Origin of the sequence: Mariluticola halotolerans, from assembly GCF_021611515.1 — a bacterium.
GTDB lineage: Bacteria > Pseudomonadota > Alphaproteobacteria > Rhizobiales > Devosiaceae > Mariluticola > Mariluticola halotolerans.
Window position 1 is genome coordinate 1,955,460 of sequence record NZ_CP090960.1, and the last position, 16,565, is coordinate 1,972,024.

Consider the following 16,565-nt stretch of genomic DNA (forward strand, 5'->3'; position numbering starts at 1 on the left):
CCGCTTGCAGAGCTCAGGCTTGCGGTTGGTGCAGGATAAAACCATCGCCGGCTGGCAGGAGGTTGTTGGCTGCCGCGAAGGCGGTCTCCAAATGTGGAGAACCTGTGCATAACTGGTGGAACAACATGTGCAAAAACAGTGGAATATCCACCCCTTCAGGATCACCTTCCGGGGCGATATAGGCTGATGCGCCAGCGGTGAAAAAGGCTGGAGCAAAGGCTGCCGTGCCCGAGGTGCAGGCCGTCGAAACTATTGGAATTGCTGGGATTTTTAGCCGATCCGCAATCAGGCCGGGGGTGATGCGGTCGCCGGGCAATGTGAGAGTATCGACGCCCTCAGCCATTTCAGGAAAGATGATACCCTCTTCATCGCCATGGGCGGAGAGGATAACTGCGTCCGGCGGCTGGCCGTAAAAGCTGAAACCGTTGAAGAAATCGGTGGGTTTGCCGGGTAGATTGAGGCACACCGCATAGCCCAGATGTTCGAGCAGGGCCCGCAGCAATTGCGCCTCGCCGGTGTCGCCGAGGCCGACAAGGGTGAGGTGCGAGAGCATTTAGAACTCGATCCCGGCCTGTGCCTTCACGCCGTCGCGGAAGGGATGCTTGATCATGGTCATTTCGGTGACCAGATCGGCGATCTCGATCAGTTCGTCCTTGGCATTGCGGCCAGTGACAATAACATGGGTGTCGCGCGGCTTGTTTTTCAGCACCTCGACAACGTCATTGATATCGAGATAATCATAACGCAAACAGATGTTTAGCTCGTCGAGAAGCACCATTTTATAGCGCTCGTCGGCGATCATTTCCTTGGCCATTTCCCAGGCGCCCTTGGCGGCGGCGATGTCGCGGGCGCGGTCCTGGGTATCCCAGGTAAAGCCCTCGCCCATGGCCTTGATGGTGACTTGGTCGGGGAATTCTTCCAGAATGTCGCGCTCGCCGGTGCCCCATTTGCCTTTGACGAATTGGACGATGCCGATTTTGAAGCCGTGGCCCAAGGCCCTGAAAACCATACCGAAAGCGGCGGTGGACTTGCCCTTGCCCTTGCCTGTGTGGACGATCAGCAGGCCTTTTTCCTCGGTCTTGGTGGCCAGGATCTTGTCGCGGGCTTCCTTCTTCTTGCGCATCTTTTCCGCGTGATAGGCGTTGCGCTCTTCTTCGCTCATCAGGTCGGTTTTCTTGGGGCGTGGGGCGTCGGTCATTTGGGGGTCTCCTCAAGTTCAGCGTAGGCCGAATTGGATTTCGGCGTCCAGAATCCGCGTGTCATGGCTTCGCGGAATTTGGCGATCAGCTCGTCATAGCCGTGCGGATTGTTGTTTTGAATGAATGACTTGACCTCTTCATCCTGCACGAAGGCGGTGAAGGCCAGATCGAAATGATGGGTCTTGACCGCCCCGGTGGTGGCGGCGAAGGCGAACATGTAATCGAGCGTGGCGATGATCTCGAAAGCGCCCTTGTAACCATGGCGCATGACGCCAGAAATCCATTTGGGATTGACCACGCGCGAGCGCATGACGCGGGAGATTTCCTCCTCCAGCGTGCGGGTCAGCGGGCGTTCGGGACGTGAGTGATCATTGTGATAATTCAAGGGTTTGTGGCCGGATAAGGCTTCTGCCGTGGCGGTCAGGCCACCCTCGAACTGGTAGTAATCATCGCTGTCCAGCAGGTCATGTTCGCGGTTGTCCTGATTATGGACCACGGCCTCGATATCACTGAGGCGGGCGGCGAAGCGGGCGTGTTCGGGTGTCCCTTGCGCATGGGCGCCATAGGCGTATTGGCCCCAATTGAGGAAGGCCTTGGCAAGGTCTTGTTTTTCCTGCCAGTTTCCGCTGTCGATCAGGCCCTGCAGGCCCGCGCCATAGGCACCCGGCTTGGAGCCGAAAATGCGGTGGCCGGCGGCAAAGCCGGCGTCTTCCTCGGATTTCCCCTCTTTTATCAAAGCGATAGCATCGGTGCGCATGCGGGCGGCGATGGGGTTCTGGTCTTCGGGTTCATCGAGGGCACCGATCATGCGGATGGCGCGGTCGAAAAGGGCGATCAACTGGGGGAAGGCATCGCGAAAAAACCCGGAAATTCTAAGGGTTACGTCCACCCGGGGGCGGCCGAGCCTGGCGAGCGGGATCACCTCGAAACCAGAGACACGTAGAGAGGACGGGTCCCATTTAGGTTTGGCACCGATCAGGGCGAGGGCTTGGGCGATGTCATCGCCGCCGGTGCGCATATTGGCGGTGCCCCAGACGGAAAGGGCTATTGATTTCAGCCAGTTACCCTGATCCTGATAATGGCGGGTGATGAGGTTTTCCGCCGATTTGCGGCCCAGTTCCCAGGCGGTCGGGGTGGGGACGGCGCGATTGTCGACGGAATAGAAATTGCGCCCTGTCGGCAGCACGTCGAGACGGCCGCGCGAGGGGGCACCGGAGGGACCGGGAGCGATGAATTTGCCATCGAGCCCATCGAGCAAGGCCTTGATTTCATTGGGACCTGAGGCCTTGAGGCGTGGGCGGATGATGGTTTCGACGGTGGCCAGAACGGCACGGGTGGCTGTCCATTCCGGGGCCGGTGCGGTGCCCGAGACGAGGGCTGCAGCCAAAGCTTCGAGGCGCTCGACGGTGTCGCCATTGGTGCGCCAGAGATTTGCTTTAATAAGGCTTATATCAGCCCCAGTTTCAGCCCCGGTTTTATCCCTGACGTCAGCCTTTTTGTTAGCCCCGATTTCAGCTTCATCAGGCTTGGGCCCGGTCCATGGGTCGCCGAGATTGGCGGTTAAGGGATCGAAGCCTAATTTCAGGTCATCGGCGAGGGCACGGATCAGGGAAGCATCGCCCGGCATCTCTTCACCACGCGGCACGCGAGCGAGGGCGACGATGAGATCGCGTTCGAGATCGCCGTCGGGCGACTGGCCGAAGATATGGAGGCCATCGCGGATTTGCGCTTCCTTGAGATCACAAAGGAACGTGTCGATCTTGTTGAGCGCCTGCGCTTCGTCGTCGGGCAGGTTGATATCGCGGTCGAGGGCGGTGTCGCGGGTGAAGGCGAGGATGCGTTTGGTGATGTCCTCGAGACGGCGGCGGTCCATGCCGGCGGCGGCGTAATATTCATCGAGCAGGGCTTCGAGGTCTTTGAGGGGGCCATAGGTTTCGGCCCGGGTCAGCGGGGGGACCAGATGGTCTATGATGACCGCACCGGTGCGGCGCTTGGCCTGGGTGCCCTCGCCCGGGTCGTTGACGATGAAGGGATAAAGATGCGGCAGCGCGCCCCAAAGCGCATTGGGATAGCTGGCCGCATCGAGCGCCGTGGCCTTGCCCGGCAGCCATTCGAGATTGCCATGCTTGCCATTGTGAATGAGGGCGTGAGCGCCAAAGCCGTGGCGCAGCCAGAGATAGGCGGCGCAATAGGCATGGGGGGGCACGAGGTCCGGATCGTGATAGCTGGCTTCGGCATCGAGATCATAACCGCGGGCGGGCTGCAGCATGACGGCGATATTGCCGAAGATCCTGACCGGGAGATGGAAACCATCGGCGCGGACAAACTGATCGGTTTCGGGCGCGCCCCAGCGGGTGGTGACCTGGGTGCGGATCTGGTCGGGCAGGGTTTGAAACAGGGATTTGTAGGTGTCGAGCGGCAGGATGGCGGGGCTGATGCCACGCTCCGGGCTGGCATTGGTCGGGCCGGACTGCAGGGCTTCGATCAGGGCGTTGCCGGATTGGGGGAAGTGGTCCGCGGCGCTATCGAGGAAGGCCCCCTCACCCGGCGCTGGCGCGCCGACCTCTCCCCCTGAGGGAGAGGTGGAAGTGGGGTGTGCTGCATGTTCGGAGTTTGAGGGATGAAATTGAGCGAGTGCGGCGTTCTCCCCTCCCCCTTGAGGGGAGGGGTCGGGGGTGGGGGTCGGCGCGTTAGCGCCATCAGGAAAGTCCGGGCTATCGTTTTGCGACGTGCCAAGCGGAAGGCTTGAGTCTTTTCTGGTCCCTTCGGGACGACCCCCACCCTGCCTCTCGGCATCCCTCCCCTCAAGGGGGAGGGAATCGATGGCTGCGGCCTCCGCGTGTGTGGGATGAAATTGAGGGGATGTAGCGGCACCAGCAGACCGCAAGTCATATCCGGCGGCGGCTAGGGCTTTCAGGATTTCGACGGTGGATTGGGGGGCGTCGTAGCCGACGCCGTTGGCGATGCGGCCATCGCGGATGGGGTAGTTGGCAAGGACAATGCCGACGCGGCGTTCGGACCGGGCGGTTTGGCGCAGTTTGGCCCAGTTTTGCGCCAGTTTGACCGCATTGGTGATGCCCTCCGCATCGGGGGCATAGGCGGAAAGCGGGCATTGGGTGGCCTCGTGCCAGAGCGCTTCCTGCTTGTGGCCAACGATCAACGCGCCAATGCGACCATCCATTTCAGGCAGGACGATTTGCATGGCCAGATCCTTGGCGGTGAGGCCCTGGCTGTCATCCTGCCATTGGGTTTCGGACCGGCCAGTCTGAATCAGTTGGAGGATCGGGGCGTCAGTGCCTGCAAACGGATTCTTCTCGTCGGCGAGACCATCGAGCCCGAGGGCGAAACCGGTGAGATTAAGGATTACATCGGGGGGCAGGCTTTTGAATGTTGCCTGCACGAAGGCAACGCAGGTTTTGTCCTTGAGCGAGGAGACAACCAGCGGGACCGGGGCGAGGCCCTGACGGACCAGCGTCTTGATCAGGCGGTTGAGGGTTGCCGTGCCCGCGCCTTCGAGGGCGGCGCGGTAGAAGAGGATGGGGGTTATGGGTTTTTGGGGCGAGGTTCCATCAGACAAGTGAAGGAAGGCCCCCTCACCCGGCGCTGGCGCGCCGACCTCTCCCCCTGAGGGAGAGGTGGAAGTGGGGCTGGCCGCGCGTTCCGGGCGTGAGGGATGGAATTGAGAGAGCGCGGCGTTCTCCCCTCCCCCTTGAGGGGTGGGGTCGGGGGTGGGGGGCGGCGCGGTAGCGCCATCAGGAGATTCCTGATCCAAAACACTGAGACCGGTCAGTTCGCCGAGACGGGCTGGATCGACAATGCCTTCGCCGGGCCACCAGATGCCGAAGCGGGGGAAAGGGATGGGGGGCGTTGAAGGGATGGGGGTGTTGTTGGCCAGGGCGCTAAAGGCGTTGAGGGCCAGGTCCATATTGTCGGGGCCGCCTGCTGTGAACAGGGCGTGGAGCTGATGCCATTCGGCTTCGTTGAGGGTGGAGCGGTCGAGGAGGACCGGGTCGGGATTTGGGTCGCCGGGGAGGAAGGCGAGTTTGAAGGCGCCGGTGCTGGCAAGGGTTGCGAGTTCGGCGACGCCATAGGGCCAGTAGGCCGGGCCGCCGAGCAGGCGGATGACGACGATTTTGGCGTGGCGGACGGTGTTTTCCAGCCAGAGATCGATGGAGAGATTATGCGCGAGCTTGAGCACATTGGCGAGGCGCACATTTGTGGCCCCGGCCCTGTCAACCGCGCCGGCCATTGCGGCCAGTTCGCTGTCGGCGGCGGAGGCGAAGATGATGTCGCCCGGCGTCTGGTTGAGATCGATCGCCTCGCCCTCTTGCTGCAGGGCACCGGCCTGGGCGGCTAGGAGATGCATGGTCTGGCTTTCATTTTTGATCTCCTTGTTGGTGTGACCGAGGGATGGGGCGTTTTTGATGGCGCTGCGCGCCCTCCTCACCCTGATCCCCTGCCCATCGCGCGTAGCGCTCCGGGCGTTCGGGGCTCAAAACGCGCCACCGGCGCCTTTTGTCCCTTCGGGCCGCCCCTCACTACTCCGCGGCCACCAGTGCGGTCAGGCTTTCGGTGATGGCCTGTTTGGCCAGCGGGCTTTCGCCGATGACGACGAGGGCTGTTTCACGTGGCTCATCCGGCCCCCAGGGCCGATCGAACCAGGTATTGATGCGCGGGCCGACGGCCTGAATGGCGAGGCGGGCATCGGAGCCGGTGATGGCGGCGAAACCCTTGAGGCGCAACACGTCGTGCGACCGGATGGTTTGTTCGATGCGGTTGAGCAAGGCCTGGCGATCTGCCTCGGGCGGCAGACGCAAAGAGAAGCTGTCGAAATCATCATGCTCGTGCGGTTCGCCATTATGTTCGAGCTCGTGATGGCTGTCGCGGCCTTCAAGATTATCTTCCGAGGCCAGACCCAGACCGAGCAGAGCGCCAATATCGACAGCGCCCTGACTGGCGTGGATGAGGCCGGTGCCGGGGCGCATGTGCTGGCGCAGCTGATCGTTGATGCGGGTCAGGGCCGGTGGTTCGACCAGATCGGTTTTGTTGATGACCACAAGATCGGCGCAGATGAGCTGATCTTCAAACAATTCACCCAGCGGGGTTTCGTGATCGAGCATTTCGTCGGCGGCGCGCTGGGCGTTGACCGCTGTTTCATTGGCGGCGAAACGGCCCTCGCTGAGGGCGGCGGCATCGACAATGGTGATAATGCCGTCAATGGTGACTTCGGGCTTGATCTCGGGCCAGTTGAAGGCGCGGACCAGCGGTTGTGGCAGGGCAAGGCCCGAGGTTTCGATGATGATGTGATCGGGGCGCTCTGGCCGGTCGAGCAGCGCCTTCATGGTGGGGATGAAATCATCGGCGACGGTGCAGCAGATGCAGCCATTGGCCAGTTCGATCATGTCCTCTTCGCGGCAGGTTTCCTCGCCGCAGCCTTTAAGGACATCGCGGTCGACGCCGACATCGCCGAATTCGTTGATGATGAGGGCGAGGCGCTTGCCCTTGGCATTGGCGAGCACGTGGCGCACGAGGGTGGTTTTGCCGGAACCGAGAAAGCCGGTGACGATGGTGACGGGAATGCGGGCAGCCATTTTCAAAAGGCTCCTTTTGGGATGAGATTAATTAAATCAGCCGGGATGTGCCAGCGACACCGGACAGGGCGCTTGCTGTGGCGGCCTGATGGCGGAAGGCGCGGCGCTGTGGGGTTGAGCGGACTGGAGACGGGGACGCGCTGAAGCTGTTCAGGGACAGGGCAGCGAAATGACCGCCGGGGCAGCGTTTGCTCTTTTCGGCATGAACAGGCTTGTCGCCCGTATCGAAACTTTCATGGTACCAACACCCTCCGTGTGGACATTTTCTGGACCGCACGCGCCAACGGCAAAATGCCGGAAGCTGTGCGAGGTGACGCCATGGGCGCCGGTTATCGACTGGCAGGTCTCCTGGCTGGTGGTGTCTTTGTCACTATGCCGCGCCTTCCCGCCTCCCTTTTTTGGAGACAGTGGCAGAGTGGGCATAATTCACCACTTACAGTTGCGGGGGCAGCCATGGATTCGGTCCCTTATGGGTACGCCTCACCATGTTCCCTTTTGATCCCTTGCCCTTTGCGGGCGCGGGAACCAGTACGGTTTGATTTGTGCACGAATGCCTTTCGGGGTCAATGGCAGACCCATGGGCGCGCGCCCTATTTGGTCTTGCCCCGGGCGTGCGCGATTTTTAGGCTGCGGGCAGATTCGGCAAAGGCAAATAAGATGAAGAAAATCAAATTCTCTCCCGAAGAACGCAAGGCGCTGGTGGAGAGCGTGCAGACCTATTTCCATGAAGAACTGGATCAGGAGATCGGGGCGATACCGGCGGAATTGCTGATACAGTTTTTTGCCGAGGAAATGGCGGGCTATTTCTACAATCGCGGCCTTTATGATGCGCAGGCCGTGTTGATGAAGGAAATGGACAATATTACCGACGCGATCTACACGCTGGAGCAAAAGACCAAGCTGGTGCGCGGGTAACCTGCCCCTTTTGGGGGCAGGTTGAGGCTTGCGGGGATTTTTTAGTCAGCGAGGCAGGCGGCCAGACTGCTGGCCATGTCGCTGATCAGGGTGAAATAGAGATCCGGACCATCAGGGATGGCGGCCCCCAGCGGATCGAGAACACCGGTTTTGGCGTTTGAGCCTTCAATCACCGTTTCTACCAGGGCGGATTCGAATTCCGGCTCGGAGAAGACGCAAGCCGCATGCAGCTCGCGCAGCTTGTCGCGGATGGCGGCCACGCGCTGGACGCCCGGGGGGGTGTCCGGCTCGATGACGATGGAGCCGGCGGCGGCTATATCGAAGCGGTTTTCGAAATAGTGATAGGCGTCGTGGAAAACGACAAAGGGGCGATCCTTGACCGGGGCCAGAAGCGCTTTGGTGTCGGCGATCAACTGATCGAGACGGGCCTCGGTGGCCGCTGCATTGGCGCGATAGGCGTCGGCATTTTCCGGATCGGCGGCGCTGAGTGCATCGGCAATCGGGCCGAGCATGAGTTTGGCATTTGCCGGGTCGAGCCAGAGATGGGCATCGACATGACCTTCGTGATCGTGCGCCGCATGATCATGGTCTGCTTCGGCATGATCATCGTGATCTTCATGCGCGTCATGATCATCATGGTCTTCGTGTGCGTGTTCATCATGATCGTGATCGTCGTGATCCGCATGGGCGCCGTGGTCGTGATCGTCCTCTTCAAAGGTGCCGCCTTCGCGGGGCGCGAGAAGGGTGAGGCCGGGGGTTTGGGCAAGGGTGACGGTTTTTTCCGCGCTGGAGAGATTTTGCAGCGGGCTGATGAGGAAATTTTCCATATCAGGACCGATCCAGAACACCAGATCCGCATTTTGCAGCGCGCCCGCATCCGAGGGTTTCATCGCATAGGTATGGGGGGAGCCGGTGCCCGAAACGATGAGGCCGGGGGTGCCGAGATCGCCCATGATGGCGGCGGCGAGGGAATGAACCGGCTTGATGCTGGCGACGACGGCGGGGGCGGCAAAAGCCGGCGAAAGGGAGAGGGCCAGAGCGGCGAGACCGGTGGCGAAATGTTTGTGCATGAGGCGTCCTGTAGCTAGGCGAATGTTATTACATTACACTATTCACTTGTTATGCTATAACGTATAGAAAATGGCGCGACAAGGTGCGGTACGGAGAAATTTTTGAATGGACGCTCCTCACAAGGAAGAGCTGATTGCCATGGCCGGCATGGGCGTGCGCGCGGGTGGCCGCTGGCTGGTGCGCGGCGTGGGGCTGTCGATTGCGCGCGGCGAAATCGTGACGCTGATCGGCCCGAACGGGTCGGGAAAATCGACGACGGCGAAAGTGGCGACGGGCGTATTGAAAGCCAGCGAGGGCAGCGTGTCGCGGCTGCCGGGGCTCAAAATCGGCTATGTGCCGCAAAAGCTGAGCATTGACTGGACACTGCCTCTGACCGTGAACCGGTTGATGACCCTGACCGGGCGGTTCAGCACGCAGGCCGTGGCCGAGGCGCTGGAGGCTGTGGGGGCCGGGCATCTGGGCCGGGCCGCGGTGCAGAACCTTTCGGGGGGTGAATTCCAGCGCGTGCTGCTGGCACGGGCGATGATCCGCGAGCCGGATCTTTTGGTGCTGGATGAGCCGGTGCAGGGCGTCGATTTTGCCGGTGAAGTGGCGCTTTATGACCTGATCAAATCGATCCGCAACAAAACCGGCTGCGGCATATTGATGATTTCGCATGACCTGCATGTGGTGATGGCCGAGACCGATACGGTGATCTGTCTCAACGGGCATGTGTGCTGCACCGGGACACCGGACATTGTGGCCAGGAGCCCTGAATATCTGCGCCTGTTCGGCACACGGGCATCCGAGACGCTGGCGATTTACCAGCATCATCATGACCATGAGCATTTGCCGGATGGGCGGGTGCAGCATGCGGATGGCTGTGTGACAGAGGGTGGCGACCACCACCATGACCATGAGGGGCACCACCATGCTGGATGATTTTTTCTATCGGGCGGTGATTGCCGGGGTCGGGCTGGCGCTGGTGACGGGGCCGCTTGGATGTTTTGTCGTCTGGCGGCGGATGGCCTATTTCGGCGACACGATGGCCCATTCGGCCCTTCTGGGTGTGGCGTTGAGCTTTTTGATGGGCGTGAACCTGACCGTTGGTGTTTTTGCGGTGGCAGCGATTGTGGCCATGGCGCTGCTCTTGCTGCAACGGCAGGCGAGCCTTTCCACCGATGCGCTATTGGGCATTCTCTCGCATTCAACGCTGGCGGTGGGGCTGGTGCTGGTGGCCTTTATGAGCTGGGTGCGGATTGACCTGATGGGATTTCTGTTCGGCGATATTCTGGCGGTCAGCCGGCTTGATATTGCCGTGATCTATTTCGGCGGCATGGTGATTTTGGGCCTGGTGATGCTGTTATGGCGGCCCCTCCTGGCCTCGACCGTGAGTGAAGAACTGGCCGAGGCGGAAGGGCAGCGGCCGGAGGCGGCGCGGATCATGCTGATGGTTTTGATGGCCTCGGTGATTGCCATTGCCATGAAGCTGGTGGGCGTTTTGCTGATTACCTCGCTCTTGATCATTCCGGCAGCGACGGCGCGGCGGTTGAGCGCGACGCCGGAGCAGATGGCGGTGATTGCCTCGGTGCTGGGGGCGCTGGCGGTGATTGGCGGGCTCAATGGCTCCTTGCACTGGGACACCCCTTCGGGCCCCTCGATCGTTGTGGCCGCGCTTGTGTTGTTTATCGTCTCGATTATGCTGCCGATTGGCCGGTTAAAAGGAGAAGCGCATGTCCCAAACAGGTGAACTGACGCGCAATCAAAGTCTGGTTCTGGCACGGCTGAGCCATGCGAGCGGGCCGATGAGCGCCTATGACATTCTCGATGATTTGCGCCCCGAAGGCATCAAGGCGCCGCTGCAGGTTTACCGGGCGCTGGAGAAGCTTTTGGAGAAAGGGCTGGCGCACCGGCTGGAGAGCCTCAATGCGTTTGTGGCCTGCGCCGAACCGCATTGCCACCGCGCCGGGATTGTGGCCTTTGCGATTTGCGAGACCTGTGGCCAGGTCGATGAATTTTCCGACGACATGGTGCGTGAGCGGCTTGACCTGTGGACCACGCAAAAGGGCTTTGTACCCCGGCTGACGACGGTTGAAATTCGGGGCAGCTGCAACCAGTGCGCGGCCTGACCCATGACGGGCCGGGGCTATTGCCTGTTCGACACCAGCTTTGGTCGCTGCGGCATTGGCTGGGGCGAAAACGGCATAAGCCATTTTCAATTACCCTCCGCTGACAGTGATGCGGATGATGCGCGGTTACGCGAACTGACCGGCACTGCCGGACCGGGCACACCGCCGCCGGTGATTGCGAAAGCGATTGCAGATCTCGTTGCCTATTTTGACGGGGTGGCAAAAGACTTCTCGAGCTTTCCTGTCGACCTCTCTTCGGTTGAACCCTTTCATGCCCGGGTGCTGGCGGCGGCGCGCAAGGTGGGCTGGGGCGATATCAGCTCCTATGGGGCGCTGGCGCGGGAGGTGGCGGATGACGTTGCGGTGTCGCGGGCTGTGGGGCAGGCAATGGGGCGCAACCCCATACCGGTCATCATACCCTGCCACCGCATCCTGACCGCCGATGGCAAGATTGGCGGCTTTTCGGCACCGGGCGGCACGATTACCAAGACGCGGTTGCTGGAACTGGAGGGGGCGCTGCGCAAAACCCCGGCCCTCGCCCAGACCGCTTTTGACTTTTAGCGCGAGCCCCCTTCTTTTTAACGTGCCGATAACCATCAAGAGAAAAACAGCGGCGCGTCCTGTCGATTTAATCCGGGGTGAATCTGGGCGCGCCTGTTCGCAAGCTGTTGCGAATATTAGAGAAATTTATTGGGCTGTCGGGCAGCACCGACGAGAGCTGTCTTAATGATGACAGGTCATTAAATAAAAATTATCATCTAAAAACATAGCGTTATCCCAAAAATGACACGTGGCAGACCACGGTCGCCCCAAAGGGATGGAATTATGACTGAACCGGAGATTGCGCCCACGCAAGGTGCAGCATTCGCCAAGGAACTTGACGATGCCTGCCTTCAATCCGCCATGCGCGGGGTGCCGCTTGCGATCTTTTCGAGCTGCGCGGTTGCCCTGTCTGCAGCTGCCATCATCTGGTTAAATCAAAAAGATCAGGCCGTCTTCTGGTGGTTGGCCGCACTGATCGGCACCAATCTGGGGCGTTATTTTTCCCTGCGTTTCACGCAAGCACGGCCCGCCATTGTGCGGAAGACGAAACTGATGATCGGGTTGATGATTGGCGGCGCTCTTGTTGCCGGCCTGTGCTGGGCGTCGGTGCCTCTGTTTCTGGTCGATATCACCCAAGGTGGCTATAGCGGCTATGTGGTTTTCATCCTTGCGGGGATTTCTGCCGGATCTGCCATACAAAGTACCGGCATTGCCTGGAATGCCATCGCCTTTTTTCTCCCGCCGAACCTTGCCATGATGCTGATCATGCTGGCGACCGGCGCACCCACCCAGACCATACTTGGCCTCAACATCGCCCTTTTGACCTATATGCTTTTGCGCAGCACACGCGCCGCAGAAAAGAATTTCCGCGAAAGCAAAATGGCCGCGCTGCAGGCAACTTCGCTGGCGAAATCGCTTTCGCGTGCCAATATCAAAATCCGCGAAAGCAATACGCAGCTGGCGGTGCTGGCCAATGAGGACCCGCTGACGGGGCTGGCCAACCGGTCGCTGTTTGCGCGCCGGCTGGAAATGCTGGTCAGCGACCATGCCGGCAAAAACACCAAGGTGGCGCTTCTGGCGCTGGATATCGATCTGTTTAAATCGATCAATGACACCTGGGGGCATCTTGCCGGTGACAATGTACTGAAAAGTTTTGCCGACCGGTTGCGCAGGGCCACCGGGCAACACGATGTGGTGGCGCGGCTTGGCGGTGACGAATTTGCGGTGATCATCGCGGGGCCGGATGCTGACCGCCGCGCGCTGGAAGTGGCGGAAACGCTGATGGATCTCAACCTGATGCCAATGCAGACATTCGATGCGCAACCCCTGATCGGCTGCAGTATCGGGATTGCCCATTTCCCCACGCATGCCCAGACGGCAAATGACCTGTTTACCTCTGCCGACATTGCCCTTTATGAGGCCAAGGCGAAGGGACGGCGATGCCACCATGTGTTCGATCAATCCCTTAAAGACCGGATAGACCGGCGGCTGCAGATCGAAACGCAACTGGCAAGCGCTATCGCCTCGGGCGACATCACGGCGCATTTCCAGCCGCAAATCGAGCTGGGAACCGGCAAGATTTCCGGGTTTGAGACGCTGGTGCGCTGGACCCATCCACAATTAGGGCCGATCAGCCCACCCGAAATCGTGACGGCTGCCCGTGTTATGGGCCTGTCCGAGCAATTGACCGGGCTGATGGCTGTTGCCGCGTGCGGCATGGTCAAGCAACTCGACGCCAGCGGCCATACGGACACAATGGTGGCGATCAATATTTCGCCCAGCGAGTTCAAAAGCTATTCGCCCGCTGCGATGTTTTCGGCGATTGCCAAGGCGCAGGGCGTGCGCCCTGAACGGCTCGAAATTGAGATTACCGAGGAAGCACTGCTGGATACGGATGCCGCGCGTGCTGACCTGCAGGCGCTTGAATCGGCCGGCTTTGCCCTGGCCGTGGACGATTTTGGCATGGGCCACTCGTCGCTTGTCTATCTGCTGCGCCTGAAGATCCACCGGCTGAAGATTGACCGCAGTTTTGTGGATGGTATCGCAAAAAGCGCGGCAAACCGCGCCTTGCTGACCGCATTGGTGAGTGTGGGGCGCTCGCTCTCGGTCGATATTGTGGCCGAAGGGGTGGAAACCGAGGCCGATGCGAAAGTGGTGCGCAAGCTTGGCTGCCGCCATGGGCAGGGATATTATTATGGCCGCCCGATGCCGCAGAAGGACGCCGCCGACTGGATGGCACATTGGGACGATAACACACCGCGCAAAATCGCCTCTCGCGCCTGATCAATTACAAGTCAGTGCCCTCATAGGCCAGATCGGCCCAGACCGGCAGATGATCCGAGGCCCTCAGCGCTGGTCCACGCTCGTGAACACCCGCATCCCGCAACGCGAAATGACTGCTTGTGGCAATCCTGTCCAAAGCCGCCATCGGCTGGGCTGAGTGGAAGCTGCGCCCGGGCGCATGCACGCTGAAATTCTGCGCGATCGGCTCCATACCCTTGTGCGCCGACCATTCATTGAAATCGCCCAGAAGGATGGTGGGCATGGGCGCGCACCCCTCCAGATGATCGGCAATGGCCTGCAACTGCAATTGGCGGTGACGGCGCATCAACCCCAGATGGGTGGCGATCAACCGGGTTTGTTGCCCCTTGTGGTTCAACTCGACCATGACCGCGCCCCGGGGTTCAAAGCCGGGCAGCTCCAGCCGTTTGGTGGCGGTGACCTCTGCCCCCTTGCGCACCAGAACCGCATTGCCGTGCCAGCCAAGACTGACATCATTGGCGGCAAGATCGACGGGCATCATGTCGGTATATTTTTCGATATGAGTGCGGGGAATGGCCGTGCGGCGTTCGCCGAGACGCAAATCCGCCTCCTGCAGGGCAATGATATCCGCCTCGACCTCGCTTACCGCCTCGAGCACACGCTCGGGATTGCGGCGGCGGTCGAGACCCACGCATTTGCGTATATTATAGCTGCCCACGCGCAGGGGGGCGTTTGAGGCCGTTTTATCCTTCATCGTGCCTATATGGGGTGTGCGGACCTAAAAATAAAGGAAACGGCGCATATTCGCGCCGTTTACACACCTGGCACACCGGGCTGGGCATCCGGGTCAATCGGTCAGGAAATAGGTGATGGTGGTGACCACCCTCACCCGCTTGTCGATCTGTTTGTCGGGCCGGTCATTGGGGATGTCGACGGCGGGCAGAATTTCGAACACACCCTGATTGGCGGTCTGGATATCGCCGACATTGGCCCCTGATTCATCGGCGAACTGTTCTGCCGTGTCGCGGGCCCGCTGGGTGGCTTCGGTCAGCATTTCGCTTTTCAGGTCATTAATGCCGGTGAAGACAAAGCTAGGCCCTGCCGAATAGGCATCGGAGGAAAACACGACACCTGAGCGCAACAGATCGGCGACCGAGCGGGAGGCGTCGGCCAGGGCATCGACATCGCGGGAGGTGACCAGCATGTCCTCGGTGAGCACGAAGCGGACATCATCGGGGGTATTGCCCGCGTTATAGCCTGCGTAACGATCCTCGACGGTGATGTTCTGTACGCCGATATCCGCCTCTTCAAACCCCTTGCTGGTGAGGAATTGCCGGACAGCGCGCTCGGAGGCTTCGAGCCCGGACCGGGCTGTTTCGAGATTGGGGCCGGTGGCGACAAAGCGGATGGGCCAGAACCCCAGATCTGCCTTGACCGGGCGCTCGGACAGGCCCTTGACGGTGACGATGCGCAAAGGCTCGCGGCTTTTGACCAGCGATGTGCCGACAAACCAGCCGCCCAGCGCCATGCCGGCGGCCAGAACAATAGCGGATAGCAGATAAACCAGTCTCATGATGGCGCCCTCAATCTCTGCCACGGTGTGGTGGATTTGCGGGCAGAATAATGGCGCAATTGTGATCTGGCCAGCGGCTTGTTGGCGTCTAGGTGCGGCCCCAGCGGATGCGGGCCCAGACGCGCTCGTGAATGAAAAAGCACAGGAAGCCGGAAATGGCCCCGACGACAGCCAGCCCCCCGGCGGCGCCAAGATCGCCGGTGATCAGGAAGGCCAGCAATGTCATGGTGACCAGACCAACAAGCTGCCAGGAGATGGCTTTGACGATGCTGCGGGTGCGGGTTTCCATATTGTTATTGCTCACTAAATTTTAGTCTGTAACACCCGTATGAAGTGTCACGAAGCGGTGGCCGGGGCAATGTGTTTATGGTGACACTTTGCGGCATTCATCACTAATCATCAGCTTATGTTGATTACTGTCACCAAATGTGCGATTTCTCAACTTATGGACAAAAGAGACCGTGCCACATTGTTTCGCGACCGGCTGACCGAGGCCCTTGAACGCGCGGGGTGGACCCAGAGCCAATTGGCGAGCGTTGCCGGGCTTGACCGCTCGACCGTTTCGCAATTGCTGGGGGCCGATGTGCCGCGACTGCCCAGCGGGCATGCACTGGGGCAGATCGCCTCGGCCTTGCAGATTTCCTCGGACTGGCTGCTGGGCCTGTCCAACCATCGCGGGGTGGCGACAGAAATTCTGGAACAGGCCGTGCAGATGACGGAGGCACCGCGCCATCCGGTGGATGAGCAGGTGCAGGGCTGGATCAGCGCGGCGGCGGGGGCCAAAATCCGTCATGTGCCGGCGGGTGTGCCCGATATTTTCAAGACAGAGGCGGTGCTGAGTTTTGAGTACGAAGATCCCGTGCGGCGCACGGCCGAGCAGGCGATTACCGATGCGCAGGCGCAAATGACGCTGTTGCGGCAGCCGGAAACGGACATGGAAATTGCCGTGCCGGTGCAGGTGCTGGAAAGTTTTGCGCTGGGCCAGGGGCAATGGACCGGGCTTTCGGCGAAAATCCGCCGGGGCCAGCTGGAGCAATTGCAGGCGGACCTGAGCGAACTCTATCCCTCCGCCCGGCTTTATGGATTTGATTTGCGGCAGATTTATTCGGTGCCGTTTTCCGTTTACGGGCAGCAGCGGGTGGCGATTTATATCGGGCAGCGCTATCTGGCCTTCACGGCCACGCAATATGTGCGTTTGATGGCGCGGCATTTTGATGATCTGGTGCGGGCGGCGACAGTGCATGCGCACCAGATGCCAGACTGGCTGGCAACGCTTGCCAAGCGGGTGCGCTAAAAAAAAGCA

The 16,565-nt window shown here is 60.5% G+C and carries 15 protein-coding genes and 1 riboswitch; of the genes, 7 read left to right on the plus strand and 8 right to left on the minus strand.

Going from position 1 to position 16,565, the window contains the following annotated elements; all coding sequences use genetic code 11:
- Positions 1–13 precede the first annotated feature (13 nt).
- From L1P08_RS09360 to cobW, 4 genes are all read right to left on the minus strand, one after another.
- The gene (locus L1P08_RS09360; protein ID WP_303616759.1) at positions 14–553 is read right to left on the minus strand and encodes a hypothetical protein; all 540 of its coding nucleotides are present in this window, start codon (positions 551–553) and stop codon (positions 14–16) included.
- Entirely contained in the window at positions 554–1,198 is a 645-nt protein-coding gene (cobO, locus tag L1P08_RS09365) for a cob(I)yrinic acid a,c-diamide adenosyltransferase (RefSeq protein WP_438268397.1), read from the minus strand.
- Entirely contained in the window at positions 1,195–5,565 is a 4,371-nt protein-coding gene (cobN, locus tag L1P08_RS09370) for a cobaltochelatase subunit CobN (RefSeq protein ID WP_303616760.1), read from the minus strand. The genes cobO and cobN overlap by 4 nt, the downstream gene beginning before the upstream one ends.
- Positions 5,566–5,737: 172 nt before the next feature.
- A complete protein-coding gene (gene cobW / locus L1P08_RS09375) occupies positions 5,738–6,790 on the minus strand; it encodes a cobalamin biosynthesis protein CobW (protein ID WP_303616761.1) in 1,053 nt (350 codons plus the stop codon).
- 321 nt (positions 6,791–7,111) lie between these two features.
- A riboswitch (cobalamin riboswitch) is annotated at positions 7,112–7,335 on the minus strand.
- A gap of 112 nt (positions 7,336–7,447) precedes the next feature.
- Between cobW and L1P08_RS09380 the strand changes: the two genes are divergently transcribed.
- On the plus strand, positions 7,448–7,705 hold the full coding sequence (locus L1P08_RS09380; RefSeq protein WP_303616762.1) for a DUF2164 domain-containing protein: 258 nt from the start codon (positions 7,448–7,450) through the stop codon (positions 7,703–7,705).
- Positions 7,706–7,746: 41 nt separating this feature from the next.
- On the opposite strand, the gene L1P08_RS09385 is transcribed toward L1P08_RS09380, so the two are convergent.
- Positions 7,747–8,775, minus strand: coding sequence for a zinc ABC transporter substrate-binding protein (locus L1P08_RS09385; RefSeq protein ID WP_303616763.1), 1,029 nt, complete (start codon positions 8,773–8,775; stop codon positions 7,747–7,749).
- Between the two features lie 106 nt (positions 8,776–8,881).
- Here L1P08_RS09385 and znuC point away from each other — a divergent pair, with 106 nt between their 5' ends.
- From znuC to L1P08_RS09410, 5 genes are all read left to right on the plus strand, one after another.
- On the plus strand, positions 8,882–9,697 hold the full coding sequence (znuC, locus tag L1P08_RS09390) for a zinc ABC transporter ATP-binding protein ZnuC (protein ID WP_303616764.1): 816 nt from the start codon (positions 8,882–8,884) through the stop codon (positions 9,695–9,697).
- Positions 9,687–10,505 (plus strand): metal ABC transporter permease, encoded by an 819-nt coding sequence (locus tag L1P08_RS09395; RefSeq protein ID WP_303616765.1) that lies wholly within the window; start codon positions 9,687–9,689, stop codon positions 10,503–10,505. Before znuC ends, L1P08_RS09395 begins: the two co-directional genes overlap by 11 nt.
- Positions 10,489–10,884 (plus strand): Fur family transcriptional regulator, encoded by a 396-nt coding sequence (locus L1P08_RS09400; protein ID WP_303616766.1) that lies wholly within the window; start codon positions 10,489–10,491, stop codon positions 10,882–10,884. Before L1P08_RS09395 ends, L1P08_RS09400 begins: the two co-directional genes overlap by 17 nt.
- Positions 10,885–10,887: 3 nt before the next feature.
- Positions 10,888–11,445: a methylated-DNA--[protein]-cysteine S-methyltransferase gene (locus tag L1P08_RS09405; protein ID WP_303616767.1), complete on the plus strand. Its 558-nt coding sequence runs from the start codon at positions 10,888–10,890 to the stop codon at positions 11,443–11,445.
- Positions 11,446–11,709: 264 nt separating this feature from the next.
- Complete coding sequence (locus tag L1P08_RS09410; RefSeq protein ID WP_303616768.1) at positions 11,710–13,710, plus strand: putative bifunctional diguanylate cyclase/phosphodiesterase; 2,001 nt, start codon at positions 11,710–11,712, stop codon at positions 13,708–13,710.
- A gap of 4 nt (positions 13,711–13,714) precedes the next feature.
- On the opposite strand, the gene L1P08_RS09415 is transcribed toward L1P08_RS09410, so the two are convergent.
- The 3 genes from L1P08_RS09415 to L1P08_RS09425 all read right to left on the minus strand — a co-directional run bounded on the left by L1P08_RS09415 (position 13,715) and on the right by L1P08_RS09425 (position 15,551).
- A complete protein-coding gene (locus tag L1P08_RS09415) occupies positions 13,715–14,443 on the minus strand; it encodes an endonuclease/exonuclease/phosphatase family protein (protein ID WP_303616769.1) in 729 nt (242 codons plus the stop codon).
- Positions 14,444–14,536: 93 nt separating this feature from the next.
- Entirely contained in the window at positions 14,537–15,262 is a 726-nt protein-coding gene (locus L1P08_RS09420; RefSeq protein WP_303616770.1) for an SIMPL domain-containing protein, read from the minus strand.
- A gap of 88 nt (positions 15,263–15,350) precedes the next feature.
- Positions 15,351–15,551, minus strand: a complete 201-nt coding sequence (locus L1P08_RS09425; RefSeq protein ID WP_303616771.1) for a DUF2061 domain-containing protein — start codon at positions 15,549–15,551, stop codon at positions 15,351–15,353.
- Between the two features lie 156 nt (positions 15,552–15,707).
- Between L1P08_RS09425 and L1P08_RS09430 the strand changes: the two genes are divergently transcribed.
- The gene (locus L1P08_RS09430) at positions 15,708–16,556 is read left to right on the plus strand and encodes a helix-turn-helix domain-containing protein (protein WP_303616772.1); all 849 of its coding nucleotides are present in this window, start codon (positions 15,708–15,710) and stop codon (positions 16,554–16,556) included.
- Positions 16,557–16,565: the final 9 nt, after the last annotated feature.

What these genes read in the sequence shown, in the direction of transcription:
- L1P08_RS09360 (WP_303616759.1), bottom strand. Translation starts at nt 553, where the DNA reads ATGCTCTCGCACCTCACCCTTGTCGGCCTCGGCGACACCGGCGAGGCG.
- cobO (WP_438268397.1), bottom strand. Translation starts at nt 1,198, where the DNA reads ATGACCGACGCCCCACGCCCCAAGAAAACCGACCTGATGAGCGAAGAA.
- cobN (WP_303616760.1), bottom strand. Translation starts at nt 5,565, where the DNA reads ATGCATCTCCTAGCCGCCCAGGCCGGTGCCCTGCAGCAAGAGGGCGAG.
- cobW (WP_303616761.1), bottom strand. Translation starts at nt 6,790, where the DNA reads ATGGCTGCCCGCATTCCCGTCACCATCGTCACCGGCTTTCTCGGTTCC.
- L1P08_RS09380 (WP_303616762.1), top strand. Translation starts at nt 7,448, where the DNA reads ATGAAGAAAATCAAATTCTCTCCCGAAGAACGCAAGGCGCTGGTGGAG.
- L1P08_RS09385 (WP_303616763.1), bottom strand. Translation starts at nt 8,775, where the DNA reads ATGCACAAACATTTCGCCACCGGTCTCGCCGCTCTGGCCCTCTCCCTT.
- znuC (WP_303616764.1), top strand. Translation starts at nt 8,882, where the DNA reads ATGGACGCTCCTCACAAGGAAGAGCTGATTGCCATGGCCGGCATGGGC.
- L1P08_RS09395 (WP_303616765.1), top strand. Translation starts at nt 9,687, where the DNA reads ATGCTGGATGATTTTTTCTATCGGGCGGTGATTGCCGGGGTCGGGCTG.
- L1P08_RS09400 (WP_303616766.1), top strand. Translation starts at nt 10,489, where the DNA reads ATGTCCCAAACAGGTGAACTGACGCGCAATCAAAGTCTGGTTCTGGCA.
- L1P08_RS09405 (WP_303616767.1), top strand. Translation starts at nt 10,888, where the DNA reads ATGACGGGCCGGGGCTATTGCCTGTTCGACACCAGCTTTGGTCGCTGC.
- L1P08_RS09410 (WP_303616768.1), top strand. Translation starts at nt 11,710, where the DNA reads ATGACTGAACCGGAGATTGCGCCCACGCAAGGTGCAGCATTCGCCAAG.
- L1P08_RS09415 (WP_303616769.1), bottom strand. Translation starts at nt 14,443, where the DNA reads ATGAAGGATAAAACGGCCTCAAACGCCCCCCTGCGCGTGGGCAGCTAT.
- L1P08_RS09420 (WP_303616770.1), bottom strand. Translation starts at nt 15,262, where the DNA reads ATGAGACTGGTTTATCTGCTATCCGCTATTGTTCTGGCCGCCGGCATG.
- L1P08_RS09425 (WP_303616771.1), bottom strand. Translation starts at nt 15,551, where the DNA reads ATGGAAACCCGCACCCGCAGCATCGTCAAAGCCATCTCCTGGCAGCTT.
- L1P08_RS09430 (WP_303616772.1), top strand. Translation starts at nt 15,708, where the DNA reads ATGGACAAAAGAGACCGTGCCACATTGTTTCGCGACCGGCTGACCGAG.